General features: G+C 69.7%; 18 protein-coding genes and 1 pseudogene. 6 read left to right on the top strand and 13 right to left on the bottom strand.

Annotation, left to right across the window (positions count from 1 at the left end):
• Positions 1 to 99: 99 nt before the first annotated feature.
• Genes IM725_RS10600 through IM725_RS10585 form a run of 4 tightly spaced genes read right to left on the bottom strand, consistent with a single transcriptional unit; the run spans position 100 to position 3,070 of the window.
• On the bottom strand, positions 100 to 897 hold the full coding sequence (locus IM725_RS10600) for an SDR family oxidoreductase (RefSeq protein WP_193780562.1): 798 nt from the start codon (positions 895 to 897) through the stop codon (positions 100 to 102).
• Positions 894 to 1,535: an LPS export ABC transporter periplasmic protein LptC gene (gene lptC / locus IM725_RS10595; RefSeq protein WP_193780561.1), complete on the bottom strand. Its 642-nt coding sequence runs from the start codon at positions 1,533 to 1,535 to the stop codon at positions 894 to 896. Before lptC ends, IM725_RS10600 begins: the two co-directional genes overlap by 4 nt.
• An 18-nt stretch (positions 1,536 to 1,553) precedes the next feature.
• Positions 1,554 to 2,093, bottom strand: coding sequence for a KdsC family phosphatase (locus IM725_RS10590; RefSeq protein ID WP_193780560.1), 540 nt, complete (start codon positions 2,091 to 2,093; stop codon positions 1,554 to 1,556).
• The gene (locus IM725_RS10585; protein WP_193780559.1) at positions 2,093 to 3,070 is read right to left on the bottom strand and encodes a KpsF/GutQ family sugar-phosphate isomerase; all 978 of its coding nucleotides are present in this window, start codon (positions 3,068 to 3,070) and stop codon (positions 2,093 to 2,095) included. Before IM725_RS10585 ends, IM725_RS10590 begins: the two co-directional genes overlap by 1 nt.
• A gap of 56 nt (positions 3,071 to 3,126) precedes the next feature.
• Between IM725_RS10585 and IM725_RS10580 the strand changes: the two genes are divergently transcribed.
• On the top strand, positions 3,127 to 5,109 hold the full coding sequence (locus tag IM725_RS10580) for a cation:proton antiporter domain-containing protein (RefSeq protein WP_193780558.1): 1,983 nt from the start codon (positions 3,127 to 3,129) through the stop codon (positions 5,107 to 5,109).
• An 18-nt stretch (positions 5,110 to 5,127) separates the two neighbouring features.
• Here IM725_RS10580 and IM725_RS10575 read toward each other — a convergent pair whose 3' ends face one another.
• From IM725_RS10575 to rpmH, 7 genes are all read right to left on the bottom strand, one after another.
• Positions 5,128 to 5,742 (bottom strand): hypothetical protein, encoded by a 615-nt coding sequence (locus tag IM725_RS10575; protein ID WP_193780557.1) that lies wholly within the window; start codon positions 5,740 to 5,742, stop codon positions 5,128 to 5,130.
• Positions 5,743 to 5,861: 119 nt separating this feature from the next.
• Positions 5,862 to 6,353 (bottom strand): Crp/Fnr family transcriptional regulator, encoded by a 492-nt coding sequence (locus tag IM725_RS10570; protein ID WP_193780556.1) that lies wholly within the window; start codon positions 6,351 to 6,353, stop codon positions 5,862 to 5,864.
• 149 nt (positions 6,354 to 6,502) lie between these two features.
• A complete protein-coding gene (mnmE, locus tag IM725_RS10565; RefSeq protein ID WP_193780555.1) occupies positions 6,503 to 7,867 on the bottom strand; it encodes a tRNA uridine-5-carboxymethylaminomethyl(34) synthesis GTPase MnmE in 1,365 nt (454 codons plus the stop codon).
• Positions 7,868 to 7,885: 18 nt separating this feature from the next.
• The gene (yidC, locus tag IM725_RS10560; protein WP_193780554.1) at positions 7,886 to 9,574 is read right to left on the bottom strand and encodes a membrane protein insertase YidC; all 1,689 of its coding nucleotides are present in this window, start codon (positions 9,572 to 9,574) and stop codon (positions 7,886 to 7,888) included.
• Positions 9,571 to 9,837 carry a membrane protein insertion efficiency factor YidD gene (gene yidD / locus IM725_RS10555; RefSeq protein ID WP_407692518.1) on the bottom strand — a complete coding sequence of 89 codons (267 nt, stop codon included), beginning with the start codon at positions 9,835 to 9,837 and terminating at the stop codon, positions 9,571 to 9,573. The genes yidC and yidD overlap by 4 nt, the downstream gene beginning before the upstream one ends.
• Positions 9,837 to 10,298, bottom strand: coding sequence for a ribonuclease P protein component (locus IM725_RS10550; RefSeq protein ID WP_193780553.1), 462 nt, complete (start codon positions 10,296 to 10,298; stop codon positions 9,837 to 9,839). Before IM725_RS10550 ends, yidD begins: the two co-directional genes overlap by 1 nt.
• 40 nt (positions 10,299 to 10,338) lie before the next feature.
• Positions 10,339 to 10,473, bottom strand: coding sequence for a 50S ribosomal protein L34 (gene rpmH / locus IM725_RS10545; RefSeq protein WP_027101598.1), 135 nt, complete (start codon positions 10,471 to 10,473; stop codon positions 10,339 to 10,341).
• A gap of 303 nt (positions 10,474 to 10,776) precedes the next feature.
• Here rpmH and dnaA point away from each other — a divergent pair, with 303 nt between their 5' ends.
• The 3 genes and pseudogenes from dnaA to gyrB form a co-directional block, all read left to right on the top strand.
• Complete coding sequence (gene dnaA / locus IM725_RS10540; protein WP_193780552.1) at positions 10,777 to 12,183, top strand: chromosomal replication initiator protein DnaA; 1,407 nt, start codon at positions 10,777 to 10,779, stop codon at positions 12,181 to 12,183.
• Between the two features lie 187 nt (positions 12,184 to 12,370).
• A complete protein-coding gene (gene dnaN / locus IM725_RS10535) occupies positions 12,371 to 13,480 on the top strand; it encodes a DNA polymerase III subunit beta (RefSeq protein WP_193780551.1) in 1,110 nt (369 codons plus the stop codon).
• 127 nt (positions 13,481 to 13,607) lie between these two features.
• Positions 13,608 to 16,130, top strand: a pseudogene (gene gyrB / locus IM725_RS10530) (DNA topoisomerase (ATP-hydrolyzing) subunit B); the annotation flags it as partial.
• A gap of 55 nt (positions 16,131 to 16,185) precedes the next feature.
• Here the strand turns inward: gyrB and IM725_RS10525 are convergent.
• Positions 16,186 to 16,488, bottom strand: a complete 303-nt coding sequence (locus tag IM725_RS10525; RefSeq protein ID WP_193780549.1) for a putative quinol monooxygenase — start codon at positions 16,486 to 16,488, stop codon at positions 16,186 to 16,188.
• Between the two features lie 111 nt (positions 16,489 to 16,599).
• Between IM725_RS10525 and IM725_RS10520 the strand changes: the two genes are divergently transcribed.
• Together IM725_RS10520 and IM725_RS10515 are read left to right on the top strand one after the other, a co-directional pair.
• Positions 16,600 to 17,568, top strand: coding sequence for a GlxA family transcriptional regulator (locus IM725_RS10520; protein WP_193780548.1), 969 nt, complete (start codon positions 16,600 to 16,602; stop codon positions 17,566 to 17,568).
• A 498-nt stretch (positions 17,569 to 18,066) separates the two neighbouring features.
• Positions 18,067 to 19,035 carry a Tim44 domain-containing protein gene (locus IM725_RS10515; protein WP_193780547.1) on the top strand — a complete coding sequence of 323 codons (969 nt, stop codon included), beginning with the start codon at positions 18,067 to 18,069 and terminating at the stop codon, positions 19,033 to 19,035.
• A 117-nt stretch (positions 19,036 to 19,152) separates the two neighbouring features.
• Here the strand turns inward: IM725_RS10515 and IM725_RS10510 are convergent, their stop codons facing one another.
• Positions 19,153 to 20,040: a LysR family transcriptional regulator gene (locus IM725_RS10510; RefSeq protein WP_193780546.1), complete on the bottom strand. Its 888-nt coding sequence runs from the start codon at positions 20,038 to 20,040 to the stop codon at positions 19,153 to 19,155.
• Positions 20,041 to 20,075: the final 35 nt, after the last annotated feature.

The following is a 20,075-nucleotide window of genomic DNA, read 5'->3' as shown; positions in this document are numbered from 1 at the left end:
GCCCGTACGGCTCCGGCCCGCGCGGCGGCGGCAACCGCGGTGGCAACAGCTACTGATCGCTTCGCGCGACACTGAAAAGGCTCCCTCGGGAGCCTTTTTTCATGGGCCCGGCGGTGTGGCGCGCTGCTTGCGCGGGCGGCCGGCCAGCAGGCGGTCGAAGAGGGGGTTGGGCAAGAGGCGCAGCAGCTTGGCCACCACGCCCATCTGCCAGGGAATGACGCGGTAGCTGGTGCCCGCGGCGATGGTGTCGAAGGCGCGCGCCGCGAACTCGGACGGCTGCAGCAGGAAGGGCATGCGGTAGCGGTTGCTGCGGGTGAGCGGGGTGGCCACGTAGCCGGGGCAGATCGTCAGCACGCGCACGCCCGACGGGCGCAGCTCGCCGCGCAGGCTCTCGCAATAGCTGATCACGGCGGCCTTGCTGGAACAGTAGGCGCCGTGCCCCGGCAGGCCCCGGATGCCGGTCACGCTGGCGATGCCGACCAGCGAGCCCGAACCGCGCGCCACCATGGCCGCGATGAAGGGCTGGAAGGTGGCGGCCATGCCGATGACGTTGGTGGCGTGCACCCGGGCCATCACGTCCAGGTCCGCGCGCAGCGAGGTGTCCACGCCGATGCTGATGCCCGCGTTGGCGATGACCAGGTCCGGCAGCCCCAGGCGCGCGATGCAGTCGCGGCCCGCGGCGGTGATGCTGTCGATGTCGGCCACGTCGGCCTGCAGCACCTCGAAGCGCCCGGCCGGAATGCCCGCCGCCAGCGCCCAGGCGCGCGTCTCGTCGGCGCGCCGGGCCACCAGCGCCAGCCGCCAGCCAGCGCGGTGGTAGCGCGCCGCCAGGGCCTGGCCGATGCCGCTGGAGGCGCCCGTGATGAAGACCAGCGGACCGGCGGGGGCGCTGCTCACGGCGCCTTGGGCTGCAGCAGCCCGTGCACCCGGCCCTGCAGCTCCAGCACCTGGGTGATGTTGTCGAAGTCCATGCCGTCGGCCGACAGCAGGTCCTGGCCGCGCTGGATCTCCACCGGCTTGCGGGTGGTGACGCGTTCGGTGTCCAGGAAGACCTGCAGGAATTCGCTGCGCACTTCCAGCCGCGGCCTGGCCTGGCCGCGGGCGTCCTGGCTCGCCTCGCGCGTGACCACGGCGTGGCCCAGCAGCTGGACCTCGCTGCCGTCGCCATTGCTGATACCCTTGGCGGCGGTGGCCACGGTCACCGCGCCGCCCTCGCCGAAGGAACGGATGCGCGGCTGGTCGATCTCCAGCGTGTCGGTGTCCGGGTAGTGGCGCGCTTCCGTGCCATAGACCTCGGTCTTGAGCCGGCCGGCAGCGTCGAAGGTCTTGATCGAGAAGCCGCGCATGATGGAATCCGGGTCGTGCGTGGGTGCGGCGCGCTCCTGCGCCGTGGACAGCACCGGCGTGTTGCGCGCCAGCCAGTAGGTGCCCAGGGCCAGCAGGCCGATCAGGATCACCGGCAGGTACACCGTGATCTGGTCCCAGCCGGCGCGCAGCCGCGCCAGCCCGCCGATGCGCGTCCCCGCCTGCGCCATGTGCTCAGCCGGCCCGCGTCATGCGTAGGCGTCCAGCAGGCCGGCGTAGCGGCCGCTGGCCACCAGGAGCAGGTCGCAGAACTCGCGCGCCGCGCCGTGGCCGCCCGCCAGCCGGGTGACGTAGCGCGCCACGGCCTGCACCTCAGCATGGGCGTTGGCGGGCGCGCAGGCGAACGCCACGCGCCGCAGCACCGGCAGGTCCGGCCAGTCGTCGCCCATGGCGGCGGCCTGCGACCAGTCGGCCCCCAGCTGCGCCAGCGCCTGCTCGGCCGCCGGGCGCTTGTCCTCGGTGCCGAACCACGCATGGGTGACGCCCAGCGCCTCCAGCCGCCGCCGCAGCGGCACCGAATCGCGGCCGGTGATGACCACCGGTGTGATGCCGGCTTTCTGCAGCAGCTTCAGGCCCAGCCCGTCCAGGATGTGGAAGCGCTTGAGCGACTCGCCCGCCTCGCCCATGAACAGGCCGCCGTCGGTGAGCACGCCGTCGACGTCGAAGAAGGCGACCCGCACGCCCTGGGCGGCGAGCAGCAGCTCGGGCGCGAACTGGAGCGCGGCCATCAGATGACCTTGGCCCGCATCAGGTCGTTGCTGTTCACCGCGCCGCACAGGCGGCCCTCGTCGTCCACCACCAGCACGCTGGTGATGCGGTACTGCTCCATCAGCTGCGCCGCCTCGGCGGCCAGTGCGCCGCGGTGGATGGTGCGCGGCGAGGGGTGCATGACTTCACGCGCCGCCACCTGGCGCAGGTCGGCGCCGGTCTCCACCAGGCGCCGCAGGTCGCCGTCGGTGAAGATGCCCAGCACGCGGCCGGCCTCGTCGACGATGGCCGAGGCGCCCAGGCCCTTGGCGCTCATCTCGCGCATCAGGGCCGGGAAGGGCGTGTCGGCGCCCACGCGTGGCACGGCCTCGCCGGTGCGCATCACGTCCGACAGGTGGGTCAGCAGCTTGCGGCCCAGCGCGCCGCCGGGGTGCGAGCGGGCGAAGTCCTCGCTCTTGAAGCCGCGCGCATCCAGCAGCGCCACCGCCAGGGCGTCGCCCATGGCCAGCTGGGCCGTGGTGCTGGCGGTGGGCGCAAGGTTGAGCGGGCAGGCCTCCTTCTCGACGCCGGTGTCCAGCACGATGTCGGCGTGCGTGGCCAGGGTGGAGCGCGCGTTGCCCGTCATCGCGACCAGGGGCACGCCCAGGCGCTTGAGCACGGGCAGGATGGCGGTGATCTCCTCGCTCTCGCCGCCGTTGGAGATGGCCAGCACCAGGTCGACCGGCTTGATCATGCCCAGGTCGCCATGGCTGGCTTCGGCCGGGTGCACGAACAGGGCCGGCGTGCCGGTGGAGGCGAGCGTGGCCGCCACCTTGCGGCCGATGTGCCCGCTCTTGCCCATGCCCATCACCACCACCCGGCCCACGACGGCAAGCATGGCCTCGACCGCCCGCGCGAAGGCCTCGCCGGTGCGCTGCTTGAGGCCGAGCACGGCCGCGGCCTCGATGTCGAAGGTCTCCCCGGCCAGCCGAAGTGCCCGCTCGCGGTCCAGTGTCATGGACGCGATTCTATCGGGCGGGGTGGCGGCGCGGCCCCGCTTGGTAGCATGGCGCGATGTCCTCGCTGGAACTCACGCTGGTCTACCTGCTCGCCGCGGTGCTGGGTGTGGTGGCCTTCCGTTCCATGCGGCTGCCGCCCATGCTGGGCTACCTGGTGGTGGGGGCCATCGTGGGGCCGCACGCGCTGGGCGTGGACCAGGAGCCCGAGGCCATGCGCCACCTGGGCGAATTCGGCGTGGTGTTCCTGATGTTCGTCATCGGGCTCGAATTCAACCTGCCCAAGCTGCGCGCGATGCGCACGCACGTGTTCGGCCTGGGCCTGCTGCAGGTGGTGCTCACGCTGGCGGTGATCACGGCCGGCTCGCTGTTCCTGGCCGCGCTCGCGCCCGGACTTTGGCGCATGGAGTGGCAGACGGCGCTGGCACTGGCGGGCGCGGCGGCGATGAGCAGCACGGCCATCGTGGTCAAGCTGCTGTCCGACCGGCTGGAGCTGGAGTCGGAGCACGGCAAGCGGGTGATGGGCGTGCTGCTGTTCCAGGATCTGGCGGTGGTGCCGCTGCTGGTGCTGATCCCGGCCCTGGGCAGCCCGCCGGAAGACCTGGCCCGCTCGCTGCTGCTGGCAGCCGGCAAGGCGACGCTGGTGATCGCGCTGCTGCTGTCGGGCGGCCAGCGCGTGATGCGCTGGTGGCTCACGCTGGTGGCCCGCCGCCGCAGCGAGGAGCTCTTCATCCTGAACCTGCTCTTCGTCACGCTGGGGCTGGCCTGGCTGACCGAGCTGGCCGGGCTCTCGCTGGCGCTGGGGGCCTTCATCGCCGGCATGCTGATCTCGGAGACGGAGTACAAGCACCAGGTGGAGACCGACATCCGGCCCTTCCACGACGTGCTGCTGGGCCTGTTCTTCATCACCATCGGCATGCTGCTGGACTGGCGGCTGGTGCTGCAGCGCTGGGAGCTGGTGCTGCTGCTGCTGGTGCTGCCCGTGGCCTTCAAGCTGGTGCTCGTGACCGTGCTGGCGCGCGCCTTCGGCGCCAGCATGGGCGTGTCGCTGCGCACGGGCCTGTACCTGGCGCAGGCCGGCGAGTTCGGCTTCGTGCTGCTGACCCTGGCCACCGAGCAGGGCGTGCTGCCCCGTGCGCTCATGAACCCGGTGCTGGCGGCCATGGTGCTGTCCATGCTGGCCACGCCCTTCATCGTCATGTACGCCAACCGCATCGTGATGAAGCTGGTGGCCAGCGAGTGGATGCTGCAGTCGCTGCAGATGACCCAGATCGCGCGCAAGTCCATCAACACCAACCGCCACGTGATCATCTGCGGGTATGGCCGCTGCGGGCAGAACCTGGCCCGCCTGCTGGAGCGCGAGAACATTCCCTCCATCGCCCTGGACCTGGACCCGGACCGCGTGCGCCAGGCCGCGGCCGCGGGCGACTCAGTGGAGTTCGGCGACGCGGCCCGGCTGCCGGCCCTGGTGGCCGCCGGCCTGGCGCGCGCCAGCGCCGTGGTCGTGACCTACCTGGACGTGGCCGGGGCGATGAAGGTGCTGGCGCAGGTGCGGGCCCATGCGCCGCAGGTGCCGGTGATCGTGCGCACGCAGGACGACCACGACCTGGAGAAGCTGCGCACGGCCGGAGCCACCGAGGTGGTGCCCGAGGCCCTGGAGGGCTCGCTCATGCTGGCAAGCCATGCCCTGGCGCTGGTCGGCGTGCCCATGCGGCGCGTGATCCGGCTGGTGCAGGACCAACGCGACGCGCGCTACAGCCTCTTGCGCGGGTACTTCCATGGCGCCGACGACGACACGGCCGATGAGATCGGCCAGGCGCGCCTGTCCACGCTCAGCCTGCCGGCGGGCGTGGCCTGCCTGGGCCAGCCCCTGGACGCGCTCGGCCTGCAGGCGCTCGGGGTGCGTGTGGTCAGCCTGCGGCGCGCGGGCGCGCGGGCCCTGGCCCCGGAGCCCGCAAGCCGCCTGTCGGAAGGCGATGTGCTGGTGCTGTCGGGCACGCCCGAAGCCCTGGCCGCGGCGGAAGAGGCGCTGCTGCGCTGAGCCGCCGGGGCGGCGTGCTCAGGGCTCGCCGTACTGGGTGTTGCCCAGCGGGGAGCGCTGGGCCGGGCTGATCTCGGTGTCCTCGAAGCCCGTGAGCAGCGTGTAGCTGCGGGGGGCCTGGCCGCCTTCGCCGGCGGCGGCGCGCTCGCGGTCCCGGTCGCGGAAGGCTTCGCGCAGGGCCTGCAGCGGCGAGGGCGCGGGCACCGCGGGCTCGGCCGGGGCGGCGGCGGCCTCGGTGCGCACGGCCGCCGAGCGCCAGTACACGCCCTCGACCTCGATCTCATGCCGCTGCCGGGCCGCCTGGGCGATGGCGTCCTCGACGGCCGCGGGGTCGGCGGGGGGCTGGGCCCCGGCGAGCAGGTCCATCATGACGAGGAAGCTGCGCCCATGGCCGTCCAGCGACAGCACCTTGAACTTGTAGCCGGAGGACAGCACGCCCGCGCGCAGCATGCATTCGCGTACCACCGCGTACAGCTGCTCGCGGTGGGCGCTGCGTTCCTGCTTGCGGCTGGGCGGCGCGCCCTGGGGCGCGGGCGCGGTGCTACGCGGCTCGATGGGGGTGGGCACGGTGGCGGCCGGGGTGTCGGCGGCAGGCGTGCGCCGGCCCGGAAACAGCATCGATCGAAGCGACATGAAGTGGTGGGAAGCCGGCTATCCCTGCGCGGCGTTCCTTGTTGGATACGGCAGGGCCAGTGTAAGGGCCTGCCGGGGGCCGCGCCAGTGGATTCGCGGGGCCGCGTGGGCGCCAGGCATCAGGTGACGGCGACCCGCTTGGGCTTGTTGACCAGGCGGCGCGAGACCAGCGACCCCAGGGCCATGACCACCTCCAGCGCCAGCTCGGGGTGGCGGTTGCGCAGTTCGCCGAAGCGCGTGGGCGCCAGGCACCACAGGCGCGAGGGCGAGGCGGCCTGCACGGTGGCACCGCGTGGCAGGCGCGAGAAGAAGGCGCCTTCCCCCACGGCCGAGCCGGGCCCGACGATGGCCAGCCGGATGCGGCCCTGCGAGTCCTCGAAGTGCACGCTCAGGCTGCCGGACTCGACGAAGTAGAGCGAGCGGTCGCCGCCGCCCTGTTCGATCAGCACCTGGCCCTGGGCCAGGTTGCAGGGCACCAGGTAGCTGCCCAGCAGCTCCCAGTTGGGGGTGCTCAGCACCAGGCCCAGCCCGTCGATGGTCTGGTTCAGTGCGACAGCCTGGACCAGGCCCTGCACATCGGGGCGGGTGGCGGAGAGCGTGGCTGAGTTCATGGCTGTGCACGATAGTGGCCGTGCTGCCCGGCCACAAGCCGGGCTGACATCTCCTTACACCTGAAACTGCGCCGGCGGCACAGTGCGGCAGGTGCGCGCGGGCCGGGGCAACCTGTCAGCCCATCCGCAGCCGGCAAGCGCCTCGCGGGCTACTTGCCGATGCAGAAGCGCGAGAAGATGACGCCCAGCAGGTCGTCCGCGCTGAACTCGCCGGTGATCTCGGCCAGCGCGTTCTGCGCCAGCCGCAGTTCCTCGGCAAGCAGGTCCAGCGCCTGGGCCTGCGCGGCCAGCAGGGCGTCGGCCTGCGCGAGGTGCGTGCCCACGCGGCGCAGCGCGTGCACATGCCGCTCGCGCGCGATGTACAGGCCCTCGGCACCGGGCTGCCAGCCGGCGATCTCCAGCAGGCGGCGGCGCAGCGCGTCCAGGCCGGCGCCGGTGCGGGCCGAGAGCGCGATCCCGCTGGCGGGCACGGCGCCCGGCGCGGCGTCCTGCTTGTTCCACACATCGACCACCGGCACGTCCCGCGGCAGCCGCTGCGCGATCGCGGCGTCGGCGGCCTGGTAGGCGGGCTGCGCGCAGCGCGTGAGGTCGTGCAGGAAGAGCACGGCGTCCGCCTTGGCGATGCGGCCCCACGCACGCTCGATGCCGATGCGCTCCACCGGGTCTTCGCTGTCGCGCAGGCCGGCGGTGTCCACCACGTGCAGCGGGACGCCCTCGAGCTGTATCGATTCGCTCACCACGTCGCGCGTGGTGCCCGCCACCGGGGTGACGATGGCGAGCTCGGCGCCCGCCAGCGCATTCAGCAGCGAGCTCTTGCCCGCATTCGGCTGGCCGGCGATGACCACCTGGATGCCCTCGCGCAGCAGCGCGCCCTGGCGGGCGTGGCCCAGCACGGCCTCGAGCGCGGCCCGCAGCCGGTCGAGCTGGCCCTGGGCGTCGGCCTTCTGCAGGAAGTCGATCTCTTCCTCGGGAAAGTCCAGGGTGGCCTCGACCAGCATGCGCAGGTCCACCAGCGTGTCGCGCAGGCCGTGGATCTCGCGCGAGAACTCGCCGGCCAGGGAGCGGCTCGCGCCGCGCGCCGCCGCCTCGGTGCTGGCGTCGATCAGGTCGGCGATGGCCTCGGCCTGGGCCAGGTCGATCTTGTCGTTCAGGAAGGCGCGCTGCGAGAACTCGCCGGGCTGGGCCACGCGAAGCCCCTGGGCCGCGCCGGCTTCCAGGCAGCGCGCCAGCAGCAGCTGCAGCACCACGGGGCCGCCGTGGGCCTGCAACTCCAGCACGTCCTCGCCGGTGTAGGAATGGGGGGCCGGGAAGTGCAGGGCCAGGCCCTGGTCGATGAGGCCGCCCTGCGCGTCACGGAAGGCGAGGTAGGTGGCCTCGCGCGGCTTCAGCCGGCGGCCGCACACCGCGTCGATCACCGGGCCTACGTCGGCGCCGCTCACCCGCACGATGCCCACCGCGCCCCGCCCCGGGGCGGTGGCGATGGCGGCGATGGGATCGCTGTGCCGGGCGAGCATGCGCAGGCCCCGCGGGCCTCAGCGGAACTTGGGCAGGTTGAACTGCGGCGGCACGCCCATGCGGGTGTTGATCAGCCACTGCTGCGCGATCGACAGCAGGTTGTTGGTGATCCAGTACAGCACCAGGCCGGCCGGGAAGAAGAAGAACATCACGCTGAAGGCCAGCGGCATGATCCACATCATCTTGGCCTGCACCGGGTCCGGCGGGGCGGGGTTGAGCGCGGTCTGCAGCAGCGTGGTCAGCGTCATGAACGCCGGCAGGATGAAGTAGGGGTCGGCCACGGACAGGTCGTGGATCCAGCCCACCCAGGGCTGGCCGCGCATCTCCACCGAGGACAGCAGCACCCAGTACAGCGAGATGAAGACCGGGATCTGGATCACCACGGGCAGGCAGCCGCCCATGGGGTTGACCTTCTCCTCGCGGTAGATCTTCATCATCTCCTGCTGCATCTCCTGCGGCTTGTCCTTCAGGCGCTCGCGCAGGGCCATGACCCGGGGGTTGATGGCCTTCATCTTGGCCATGCTCTGGTAGCCCTTGGCCTGCGGCCAGTAGAAGGCGACCTTGATCAGCAGCACCAGCGCCATGATGGACCAGCCCCAGTTGCCGATCACCGCGTGGATGTGCGAGAGCAGCCAGTACAGCGGCTTGGCGATGATGTAGAGCTTGCCGTAGTCCTTGACGTAGTCCAGGCCGGGCGCGACCTTCTCCAGCATGCGCTCGTCCTCGGGGCCCGCGAACCACTTCGCGTCCACCACCTTGGTCGCGCCGGGGGCGATGCTCTCCAGCGGGGTGATCATGCCGGCCGCGTAGTCGGCGGCGTCGATCTTGCGCATGAAGTAGTCGCGCTGTATGCCCTGCGGCAGGATCCAGGCGCTGGCGAAGTAGTGCTGCACCATCGCCACGTAGCCGGTGTCGGCCTTCTTCTGGAAGTCGGCCTTGTCCTTGTCGATGTCGGCGAAGGTGACCTTCTGGAAGCGGTCGGTGTAGACGGCCGGCCCGGTGAAGGTGGAATAGAAGGACGAGCCGCTGGTGAGGTGGGTGCCGTCGCGCACGATCTGCAGGTACAGCTGCGGGCTGACCGGCACGGTGCCGGTGTTGACCACCTCGTGGCGAACCGCGATGTCATAGGCGCCGCGGCGCAGCGTGTAGGTCTTCACCAGCTTGACGCCGTTCTTCTCGGGCGACTCGAAGCGCACCACCAGCTGGTCCTGGCCGTCCTTGAGCTGGCGCTCGCCGCTGAAGGCCATCACCGTCTTGTGGTTCGGGAAGTCGCCGCCGATCAGGCCGGTCTGCGACACATAGGTGTGGCCCGGCTCGTCGGACAGCAGCACCAGGGTGCCGTTGCGCTGGTCGTTCTCCTGCTTGAGGAACTCGGCGCCTATGAGCGAGCCGCCCTCGGTGTCGAAGGTCAGCTTGAGCAGGTCGGTGGTGACAACCACCTTTTCCGCGGCGGGCGCCGGGGCGAGGCCGGTGGCGCCGGCCGGTGCGCCAGGCACGGCGGCCGGGTTCGCGGCCGAGGCCGCGCCCGCCGTGGGCGCCGGCACCGAGGACGCGCCGCCCTTGGCCGCCGCGGTGGCGCTGGCCACCTTGTTCGGCTGCGGGAAGAAGGTCGCCTGGCGGCCGTTGTACACCTGCCACTGGTCCCACAAAAGGACCATGGAGAAGCCAAAGATCACCCACAGGATGGTTCGGCGGATGTCGGTCATGAGTTGTTCTTGCTGGAGGGTTCGACCAGTCGGGAGAAAAGCCGGGGCCTTTCCACTGGCACGGGATCGTCGCCGCCCTGGCACCAGGGGCCGCAGCGTGCGAGGCGATGGAGGGTGAGCGCGCTGCCCCAGGCGGCGCCGTGCCGCTGGACGGCCTGGCGCGCATAGACGGAGCAGCTGGGCGCGAAGCGGCAGCTGGGCCGCATCCACGCGCCGAAGGTGAGCGTGTAGGCCCGGATCAGGGCCAGCAGGAGGGCGCGCATCAGGACCGCCCCGCGCGCGCGAACAGCTGCTTCAGCTCGGCGCGGACCGCCTGCTTGAGCGGCACCGAGCTGGGGCTGGTGAAGGTGGCGCGGTCAAAGCCGGTGCGCAGCCGCACCACGTGGGCGGCTGGCGGCAGGGAAGACTCGATGTCCCGGCTCACGGCGTAGACCTGTCGCCTGATGGCGTTGCGCGTGACGGCGCGCCTGGCCCAGCGCTTGGGCAGCACCACGCCGACCCAGGGTTCGCTGGCCGGGAGCCGGACAGCAAACAGGGCCTGCGGTGCCGGGACATCGGCCCCGGGGACGGCTTGCGCGCGCCCCCCGGCTGCGGATTCCACGGACTCCCCAGGCCCTGCGCTCGCGTCCAGCGGCATGCGATGCAACGCGAAGTGCGCGGTGCGGGCAACGGTTCCGGCGGCCATTGCGGCCTGGAACTGCGCCTTGGTCTTCAACCGCTGCACGGGTCAGGCGGCGCCAGGCTGTGCAGGCGCCCTAGGCGCGTCAGACGGCCAGGCGCTTGCGGCCCTTGGCGCGGCGGGCGTTGATGACGGCGCGGCCACCACGTGTCTTCATGCGAACGAGGAACCCGTGGGTGCGGGCACGGCGCACTTTGGAAGGCTGGTAGGTGCGTTTCATGGTTGTTCTCTCAAGGGGAAACCCGGCATTATCGCTGAAAAGTCCAATGCCGGCAAGGAGATAGGCTTGTTGTCCCCAAGCCGCAGCCGCGCGGACGCTTCCCTGGGGCGGCGCGTGAGCGCCCGCTTCCGGCCCGGCCCGCGGGGCGCCGGGGCCCTGCGCGGCCCGGCCCGTGACAAAGTGCTTGATGTTGAGCTGGCGCTGCTTGCGCGGGCCGAAACCGCTTTGTGGATAAGGTAGGGACATCCTAGAATGCGCTGCTTCCTGAAAACGACATATCCACAAGGGCAGCAAGCAAACGACATGAGTGAGGGGCAACAAAAGCTGGCGAGCACGGCCAGCCTGGGCGCGGGGGACAGCCTGTGGCAGGCGTGCGTGGAACAGCTGGCGCAGGAGCTGCCGGAGCAGCAATACAACACCTGGATCAAGCCGCTGGCGGCGCAGGTGTCCGACGATTTCTCCAAGGTCACGCTGTTCGTGGCCAATCGCTTCAAGCTGGACTGGATCCGGGCCCAGTACGCCTCCCGCATCGCCGGGACGCTGGAAAAGCTCTACGGCCAGCCGGTCCAGCTCGAGTTGGCGCTCACTCCCCGGGAAGCCAGCGCCCGCACGTTCGTCGCACCCGCCTCCGTGGAGATGGGTGCGGCCCCGGAGCCGGCCGAGATGGCCGAGGACAGCGCCCCGGGCTTCAAGACCCGGCTCAACAGCGCGCTCACCTTCGAGACACTGGTGGAAGGCACGGCCAACCGCATGGCGCGCGCCGCGGCCATGCACGTGTCGGGCACGCCCGGCCAGCTGTACAACCCGCTGTTCATCTACGGCGGCGTGGGCCTGGGCAAGACCCACCTGGTGCACGCGGTGGGCAACAAGCTGCTGCAGGACCGGCCGCAGGCCAAGGTTCTCTACATCCACGCCGAGCAGTTCGTCTCGGATGTGGTCAAGGCCTACCAGCGCAAGACCTTCGACGAGTTCAAGGAGCGCTACCACTCGCTGGACCTGCTGCTGATCGACGACGTGCAGTTCTTCGCCAACAAGGACCGCACCCAGGAGGAGTTCTTCAACGCCTTCGAGGCCCTGCTGGCCAAGAAGAGCCACATCGTGATGACCTCGGACACCTATCCCAAGGGCCTGACGGACATCCACGAGCGCCTGGTCTCGCGCTTCGACTCCGGCCTGACGGTGGCCATTGAGCCGCCCGAGCTGGAGATGCGGGTGGCGATCCTGATCAACAAGGCGCGCGCGGAGGGCGCCGAGATGCCCGAGGAAGTGGCCTTCTTCGTCGCCAAGAACGTGCGCTCCAACGTGCGCGAGCTGGAAGGCGCGCTGCGCAAGATCCTGGCCTATTCACGCTTCAACCAGAAGGAAGTCTCCATCCAGCTGGCGCGCGAGGCCCTGCGCGACCTGCTCTCGATCCAGAACCGGCAGATTTCGGTGGAGAACATCCAGAAGACGGTGGCCGACTACTACAAGATCAAGGTCGCCGACATGTATTCCAAGAAGCGGCCGGCCTCGATCGCGCGACCGCGGCAGATCGCCATGTACCTGGCCAAGGAGCTGACCCAGAAGAGCCTGCCGGAGATCGGCGAGCTGTTCGGCGGCCGCGACCACACCACCGTGCTGCACGCGGTGCGCAAGATCGCCGGCGAGCGCCAGCAGCTCACCGAGCTCAACCAGCAACTGCACGTGCTGGAACAGACCCTGAAAGGGTGAAAAACACCCGCATGGGGCCGCGGCGGCCGGTTGCAAGCCGAAACAGGCGCCCGGCGGCACGGGGCGGCCGCGCCAGGGGCCCAAGTGCTTGAAAAAACAGCGAAAATAACGGTTGTCCACAGCGGGCGGGCCCCTGGCGGTTACAACACGATTTGAAATAGAAGACATTCAGAAGGAAGAGGCAGACATGATCGTCTTGAAGGCCACCCAGGAAAGCGTGCTCGGCGTCCTCCAGCAGGTGGCTGGCATCGTCGAACGCCGGCACACGCTGCCGATCCTGGCCAATGTCCTGATCAGGAAGAACGGCCCCGCGATCCAGTTCACGACCAGCGACCTGGAGATCCAGATCCGCACCACCGCGCAACTGGACGGCGACGCAGGCAGCTACACCACCACGGTGGGCGCGCGCAAGCTGATCGACATCCTGCGCACCATGCCGGCCGACCAGACGGTGAGCCTGGAGAGCAGCCAGAACAAGCTGGTGCTCAAGGGCGGCAAGAGCCGCTTCACGCTGCAGACGCTGCCTGCCGAAGACTTCCCGCTGGTGCAGGAAGCCGCCAACTTCGGCCCCGCCTTCTCGGTGCCGCAGAAGGTGCTCAAGGACCTGCTGAACCAGGTCTCCTTCGCGATGGCGGTGCATGACATCCGCTACTACCTCAACGGCATCCTCTTCGTTGCCGAGGGCAGGCAGCTCTCGCTGGTGGCCACCGACGGCCACCGCCTGGCCTGGGCCAGCGCCACGCTGGACAAGGAAGTGCCGCGCCAGGAAGTGATCCTGCCGCGCAAGACCGTGCTGGAAATGCAGCGGCTGCTGTCCGACGACGCCGAGGGCGCGATCGAGATGCAGTTCGCCAGCAACCAGGCGAAGTTCAGCTTCGAGGGCATGGAGTTCGTCACCAAGCTGGTCGAGGGCAAGTTCCCCGACTACAACCGCGTCATCCCCAAGAACCACAAGAACAGCGTCACCCTGGGCCGCGTGCCGCTCCTGGCCAGCCTGCAGCGCACCGCCATCCTGACCAGCGAGAAGTTCAAGGGCGTGCGCCTGAACATCGAGCCCGGCACGCTGCGCGTGGCGAGCAACAACGCCGAGCAGGAAGAGGCGATGGACGAACTCGACATCGACTACGGCGGCGACGCGATCGAGATCGGCTTCAACGTGACCTACCTGATCGACGCCCTGGCCAACATGGAGCAGGACATGGTGCGCCTGGACCTGCAGGACGCCAACAGTTCCGCGCTGCTCACCCTGCCCGACAACGACAACTTCAAGTACGTGGTGATGCCGATGCGCATCTGAGGCGCGCGCCGCGCACCCGCCACCCGGCACCGAGCCCGCCCCACCGGCGGGTTCGGTCCTTCAAGCATTCGAGAAAGTCCGACTGATGTCCGAAGAAAACCCGACGAACCCTGCATCGACCGCGGGCAGCGACGCGTATGGCAGCGATGCCATCCAGATCCTGGAAGGCCTGGAGGCGGTCCGCAAGCGCCCGGGGATGTACATCGGCGACACCTCGGACGGCACCGGCCTGCACCACCTGGTGTTCGAGGTGGTGGACAACTCCATCGACGAGGCCCTGGCCGGCCACTGCGACGACATCGTGGTCACCATCCACAGCGACAACTCGATCTCGGTGGTGGACAACGGGCGCGGCATCCCCACCGGCGTGAAGATGGACGACAAGCACGAGCCCAAGCGCTCGGCGGCCGAGATCGCGCTGACGGAACTGCACGCGGGTGGCAAGTTCAACCAGAACAGCTACAAGGTCTCGGGCGGCCTGCACGGCGTGGGCGTGAGCTGCGTGAACGCGCTGTCCAAGACGCTGCGCCTGACGGTGCGGCGCGACGGCAAGGTGCACGTGCTGGAATTCAGCCGCGGCTTCGTGCAGAACCCGGTGACAGAGATGCGCGAGGGCGTCGAGGTGCGGCCCATGAAGGTCATCGGCGAGACGGACAAGCGGGGCACCGAGGTGCACTTCCTGCCCGACACCGACATCTTCAAGGAGAACAACGATTTCCACTACGAGATCCTCTCCAAGCGGCTGCGCGAGCTCTCCTTCCTGAACAACGGCGTCAACATCAAGCTGGTCGACGAGCGCAGCGGCAAGAGCGACGACTTCTCCGGTGCCGGCGGCGTGAAGGGCTTCGTCGACTTCATCAACAAGGGCAAGCAGGTGCTGCACCCCAACGCCTTCCACGCGGTGGGCGAGAAGATGAGCGACCAGAACACGCTGGTGGGCGTGGAAGTCGCGATGCAGTGGAACAGCGGCTACAACGAGCAGGTGCTGTGCTTCACCAACAACATCCCGCAGCGCGATGGCGGCACCCACCTGACGGGCCTGCGTGCGGCGATGACGCGCGTGATCAACAAGTACATCGACGAGAACGAGCTGGCCAAGAAGGCCAAAGTCGAGATCACCGGTGACGACATGCGCGAGGGCCTGACCTGCGTGCTGAGCGTGAAGGTGCCCGAGCCCAAGTTCTCCAGCCAGACCAAGGACAAGCTGGTCTCCAGCGAGGTGCGCGGCCCGGTGGAGGAAGTGGTGGCGGCCAAGCTGGGCGAATACCTGCTGGAGCGCCCCAACGACGCGAAGACCATCGTCGGCAAGATCATCGAGGCGGCGCGTGCGCGTGAAGCGGCTCGCAAGGCGCGCGAGATGACTCGCCGCAAGGGCGTGCTGGACGGCATGGGCCTGCCCGGCAAGCTCGCCGACTGCCAGGAGAAAGACCCGGCGATGTGCGAGATCTACATCGTCGAGGGCGACTCCGCCGGCGGCTCGGCCAAGCAGGGACGCGACCGGAAGTTCCAGGCCATCCTGCCGCTGCGCGGCAAGATCCTGAACGTGGAGAAGGCGCGCTACGAGAAGCTGTTGACCAGCAATGAAATCCTCACGCTGATCACCGCGCTGGGCACCGGCATCGGCAAGGCCGGCACCATCAATTCGAACGGCAAGGGCGACACCGACGACTTCAACGTCGCCAAGCTGCGCTACCACCGCATCATCATCATGACGGACGCGGACGTGGACGGCGCCCACATCCGCACGCTGCTGCTCACCTTCTTCTACCGGCAGATGCCCGAGCTGGTGGAGCGCGGCCACATCTACATCGCGCAACCGCCGCTCTACAAGGTCAAGGCCGGCAAGGAGGAGCTTTACCTCAAGGACGGCGGCGAGCTGGACAAGTTCCTGCTGCGCATCGCACTGAACGGCGCCAAGGTGGAGACGGGTGGCCCCACGCCGACGCTGCTCGAAGGCGAGACCCTGCAGGAGCTGGCGCGCAAGCACCAGGTCGCCGAGGCGGTGATCCAGCGCCTCTCGGGCTTCATGGACCGCGAGGCCCTGCGTGCGATCGCCGATGGCGTGAGCCTGAACCTGGACACGGTGCAGGACGCCGAGAAGAGTGCCGTGGCGCTGCAGGCCAAGCTGCAGGAGCTGGACCGGCTGCACAACCAGGTGCCGGCCGAGGTGGCGGGCGAATTCGATGCCCGCAGCGACAAGCCCATCCTGCGCATCAGCCGCCGCCACCACGGCAACGTGAAGAGCAGCATCGTCACGCAGGACTTCGTGCACGGGGCCGACTACGCGGCCCTGGCCGAGGCCGCCGAGACCTTCCGCGGCCTGCTGCACGAGGGTGCGCGCGTGATCCGCGGCGAGGGCGAGCGGCAGAAGGAGGAGCGCGTGGGCGACTTCCGCCAGGCCATGCGCTGGCTGATCGCCGAAGCCGAGCGCGCCACCTCGCGCCAGCGCTACAAGGGCCTGGGCGAGATGAACCCCGAGCAGCTCTGGGAAACCACCATGGACCCGAACGTGCGGCGCCTGCTGCGCGTGCAGATCGACGACGCGATCGAGGCCGACCGCGTGTTCACCATGCTGATGGGTGACGAGGTGGAGCCGCGGCGCGACTTCATCGAGACGAACGCGCTGCGGGCGGCGAACATCGACGTCTGAGTCGACGACGTCCGAGTCGTCGCACGGCCACGGGGCGTGAACAGCCCCGCCCGATTCAGCCCGGCAGCTTCGCTGCCAGCAGATCCACCTTCTCGATGTTCGGCGGCGCGCTGAGCAGCGTGGCTGCGTTCGCCATCAGGGCCGAGGCGATCGCACCGTTCAGGTGAGCCTCGCGCCCGGCCTCGTCGGCGAAGGCATCGAAGACACCGAAGGTCGACGGCCCGAACTTGAGGGCAAACCAGGCCGTGGTGCCCGATTCCGCATTGGCCAAGGGTAGCGCGCCGGCGAGGAACTCGGCGAGTGCGGTTTCCTGGCCGGGCTTGGCTTCGAGGCGGACGAAGAGGGCGAATCGGGTCATGGCAAGGTCCTTCTGGGTTGACGACAGGCACGAGGTGCCGGATGCGCAGTCTGGAAGGGACGGCACGAATGTGCCAGTGGCAGGAACGCCATCGTTGCTACCATTCTTGCCATGCTGATCCATCTGCTCGTGCTCGACGGGGTGTTCGACCTCGGCCTGGCGGCCCTCACGGACACGCTGGACACGGCCAACCAGCTGGCGAGCACGCTCGAGCCTGCGCAGGCGCCGGCGCCTTTCCTGTTGACGCGGGTCGGGGTTCGTCAGCGCGTGCGAACGGCGCAAGGCCTGTCGGTGCCCGTGGTAGCGGCCCACAGCGCCCAGGTGCCGGATGCAGTGCTGATCCCGGCCCTGGGCGCGAAGATGCCGGACACCCTCAGCGCGCGGCTTGCCAAGCAGGATGTGGGCGACGCGGCAGAGGTGTTGCGGCATTGGGACCAGCAGGGTGCGAGCACGGGGGCTGCCTGCACCGCCAGTTTCCTGCTGGCAGAAAGCGCGCTGCTGAACGGGCAGCGTGCCACCACCTCATGGTGGCTGGCACCCTCGTTCCGCCAACGCTTTCCCGACGTCGTCCTCGATGAATCGCGGATGCTCGTCACGTCGGACCGCTTCACGACGGCCGGCGCTGCCCTGGCCCACATCGACCTCGCGCTGAGCATCGTCCGCAGCCGCAGTCCCGTCCTGGCGGCCCTGGTGGCGCGCTACCTGCTCATCGAACCGAGCGGGTCCCAAGCCCAGTTCGTGATCCCCGATCACCTGGCCCATTCAGACCCCGTGGTCGAGCGTTTCGAAGCCTGGGCGCGGCAACAGCTCGCGCACGGCTTTTCGCTGACCGAGGCCGCAACGGCCGCGGGCACCAGCGAACGCACCCTGGCCAGGCGCTTGCAGCGCGTGCTGGGCAAAACGCCCTTGTCGTACTTCCAGGACCTGCGGATCGAGCGCGCCGTGCATTTGCTGCGCACGGGCAGCCAGAGCGTCGACCAGATCGCCGCCGGCATCGGGTACGCGGATGGCGTCACCCTGCGCGCCCTGCTGCGACGCAAGCTGGGCCGTGGCGTCCGGGAACTTCGAACCGGCCACTGAGCATCCGGGGCTCGCAGTCCCCGTTCTTGCGGCCTTCCAGGTTGTTTCACAGGTCAAGGACAACCCTGGGGAAAGTTCCCGCGCAACTGCCCGGTTATCCACAGGCGAAGGCCCGTCGCCCAAGTTGTGCAGTTTTGCGAGACACCACGGAAGCGCCGCTGGACACAGCCGTGTCACGGCGCCAAGCCCTTGAAATCATTCAGGAAAGAGGTGTTGTCCACAGCGGGGTGGGACCCTTATCTACTACTACTAATTTGAAATAGAAGAAATAAGAGAAAGAGCGAGACAAAAGTTGCGGGCGCCGCGTGCGTGCTGGCGGCGCGGCGGCGTCCGGCGTCCCTAGGTTCCTCGCCAAGGGAGTCTGTACAGCTGTATGGGCTGCCGGCCCGGCAGAGACTTCGGTTTTTACTGATCGTCCAGCAGGATCGATCTTCTTTTTCCTGTGTCGCGGCCGCCCTAGCCTTGCGTCTCACGCTTTTCAGCGAAGGAGACCTTGCGATGAGAAAGACATTGGCCTGGATGGCCGTGGTGCTGGCCGTGGGCCTGACGGCCGGGATGAACGCCGAGGCCAAGCGCCTGGGCGGCGGCAAATCGGCGGGCATGCAGCGCCAGAGCGTCACGGCGCCGGCGCAGCAGGCGGGCACGGGCGCGACGCCCGGCACGCCCGGGCAGGGGACCCCTGCCGCAGGCTCAACGGCGGCCCCAGCGGCCCCTGCAGCGGCGGCTGGGGCCCAGCGCAGCTGGATGGGGCCCCTGGCCGGCATCGCGGCCGGCCTGGGCATCGCCGCCCTGGCCTCGCACTTCGGCTTGGGCGGGGCGCTGGCCAGCATGCTGAGCGTCGCCCTGGTGGCCATGGCCGCAATGGCGCTCGTCGCGTTCCTGTTGCGCAAGCGAGCCGCGGCATCCGGGGGCGCCCTGGCGGGGGCCTACGGGGGCACGCCGCCCGCGACGCCGGGTGTGTTCCGGGCGCCGGGCGCCGTCCAGGACGTTCACTTTCGTCCGTCCTCGGCCGCAGGCAGCGGTGGGGGACTGATCGGGTCGCACCTGGAGCCCGCCGGCCAAGCCGCGACAGCCGCGGCGGCGGTGGGCCACATCCCGGCCGGCTTCGACACCGCGGGCTTCGAGCGCACCGCGCGCGACCAGTTCATGGCGCTGCAGGCGGCCAACGATGCCCGCGACATGGACCGCCTTCGCGACTACCTGTCGCCCGAGATGTTCGGGGTCGTGCGGGCCGAGATCGCCGAGCGCGGCGAGGCGGTGCAACACACCGAAGTGTTCGGCCTGACTGCGCAGGTGGTCGACGTGGCCGAGGAAGCAGAACGCTACGTGGTGAGCGTGCGCTTCAGGGGCAGCATCCGCGAGCAGGCGGGCGCCGTGCCCGACGACCTGGACGAGGTCTGGCACCTGAGCAAGGCGCGCCAGGGCTTCGGCGGCTGGATGATTGCCGGCATCCAGCAGACAGCCTGATCGCAGGCCTTCAGGGCGCGCCCGCCTGGAATCCAGGGCCAGGGCCCAGGGCGGTGCACGCTGCATCGCCCACGACCTCTCCAAGGCGGCCCAGGCCGCCTTGTTCCACGGTGGCGATCAGCCCGGGGGGACGGCCAGCAGCGCCTGCACCAGCCGATGCTGGATCTTGCGTTCTGCGGACACCAGGTGGAAGTGCTCGAGCACCTCCGGCGTTTCGCCCAGCAGGCGCATGTCCGGGTCCTGCAGCAGCTCCTGGCGCGACCAGTGCGAGGCCGGGAAGGCGCCCATGCCGCTGCGGCCGAAGGCGGCCAGCAGGGCGCTGTCCTCGAATTCGCCCGCCAGGCGAGGGCGCAGCTGGTGGCGTTCCAGCCACTGGTCGAGCCGGGGCCGGACGGCCGCCTGGTGGGTGGGCAACAGGATGGGCATGTGCTGCAGGCACTGCGGAAAGGGTTGGTCGCAGAGGGCCGCCACGCTGGCGGGCGCGAACCAGGCCATGGGCGCCTCCCCCAGCTTGTGGCCGTACAGCCGCAGGTTGGGGTTGGGCGGCGGCGGCACGTCCGAAAGCACCACGTCCAGCCGATGCAGCGCCAGGTCCGCCAGCAGCCGTTCGATCTCGTCCTCCTCGCAACGCAGGCGCACGCGCGGGTCACGCAGCGCGGGCTCCAGCAGGTGGCGGACCACCAGCTTGGGCAGCCCCTCGGCGATGCCCACGGCCAGCCGAAGGCCCTGGCCGGTGGCCGCTTCGTGCACGGCGGCCGGCAATTGCTCACCGATCTGGAAGATCTGGTCCGCCTGCGCCATGGCCGCCGTGCCGGCTTCGGTCAAGGCCAGCCCGCGGCCCGCGGGCTTGAGCAGGGCGTGGCCCAGGGACTGCTCCAGCATGCGCACCTGCGCGCTCACGGTCTGCACCGCCATGTCCAGCCGCTCCGCGGCGCGGGCCATGCCGCCTTCCTTGGCGACGACCCAGAAGTAGTAGAGGTGGCGGTAGTTGAGCGGCGTGGACATGGGCTGCAGTGTGCCGCCCCGCGGCCCTCGCGCAA

Origin of the sequence: Ramlibacter aquaticus (genome assembly GCF_015159745.1) — a bacterium.
Classification (GTDB): Bacteria; Pseudomonadota; Gammaproteobacteria; order Burkholderiales; family Burkholderiaceae_C; genus Ramlibacter; species Ramlibacter aquaticus.
This window is presented reverse-complemented; position numbering and strand designations above follow the sequence as displayed.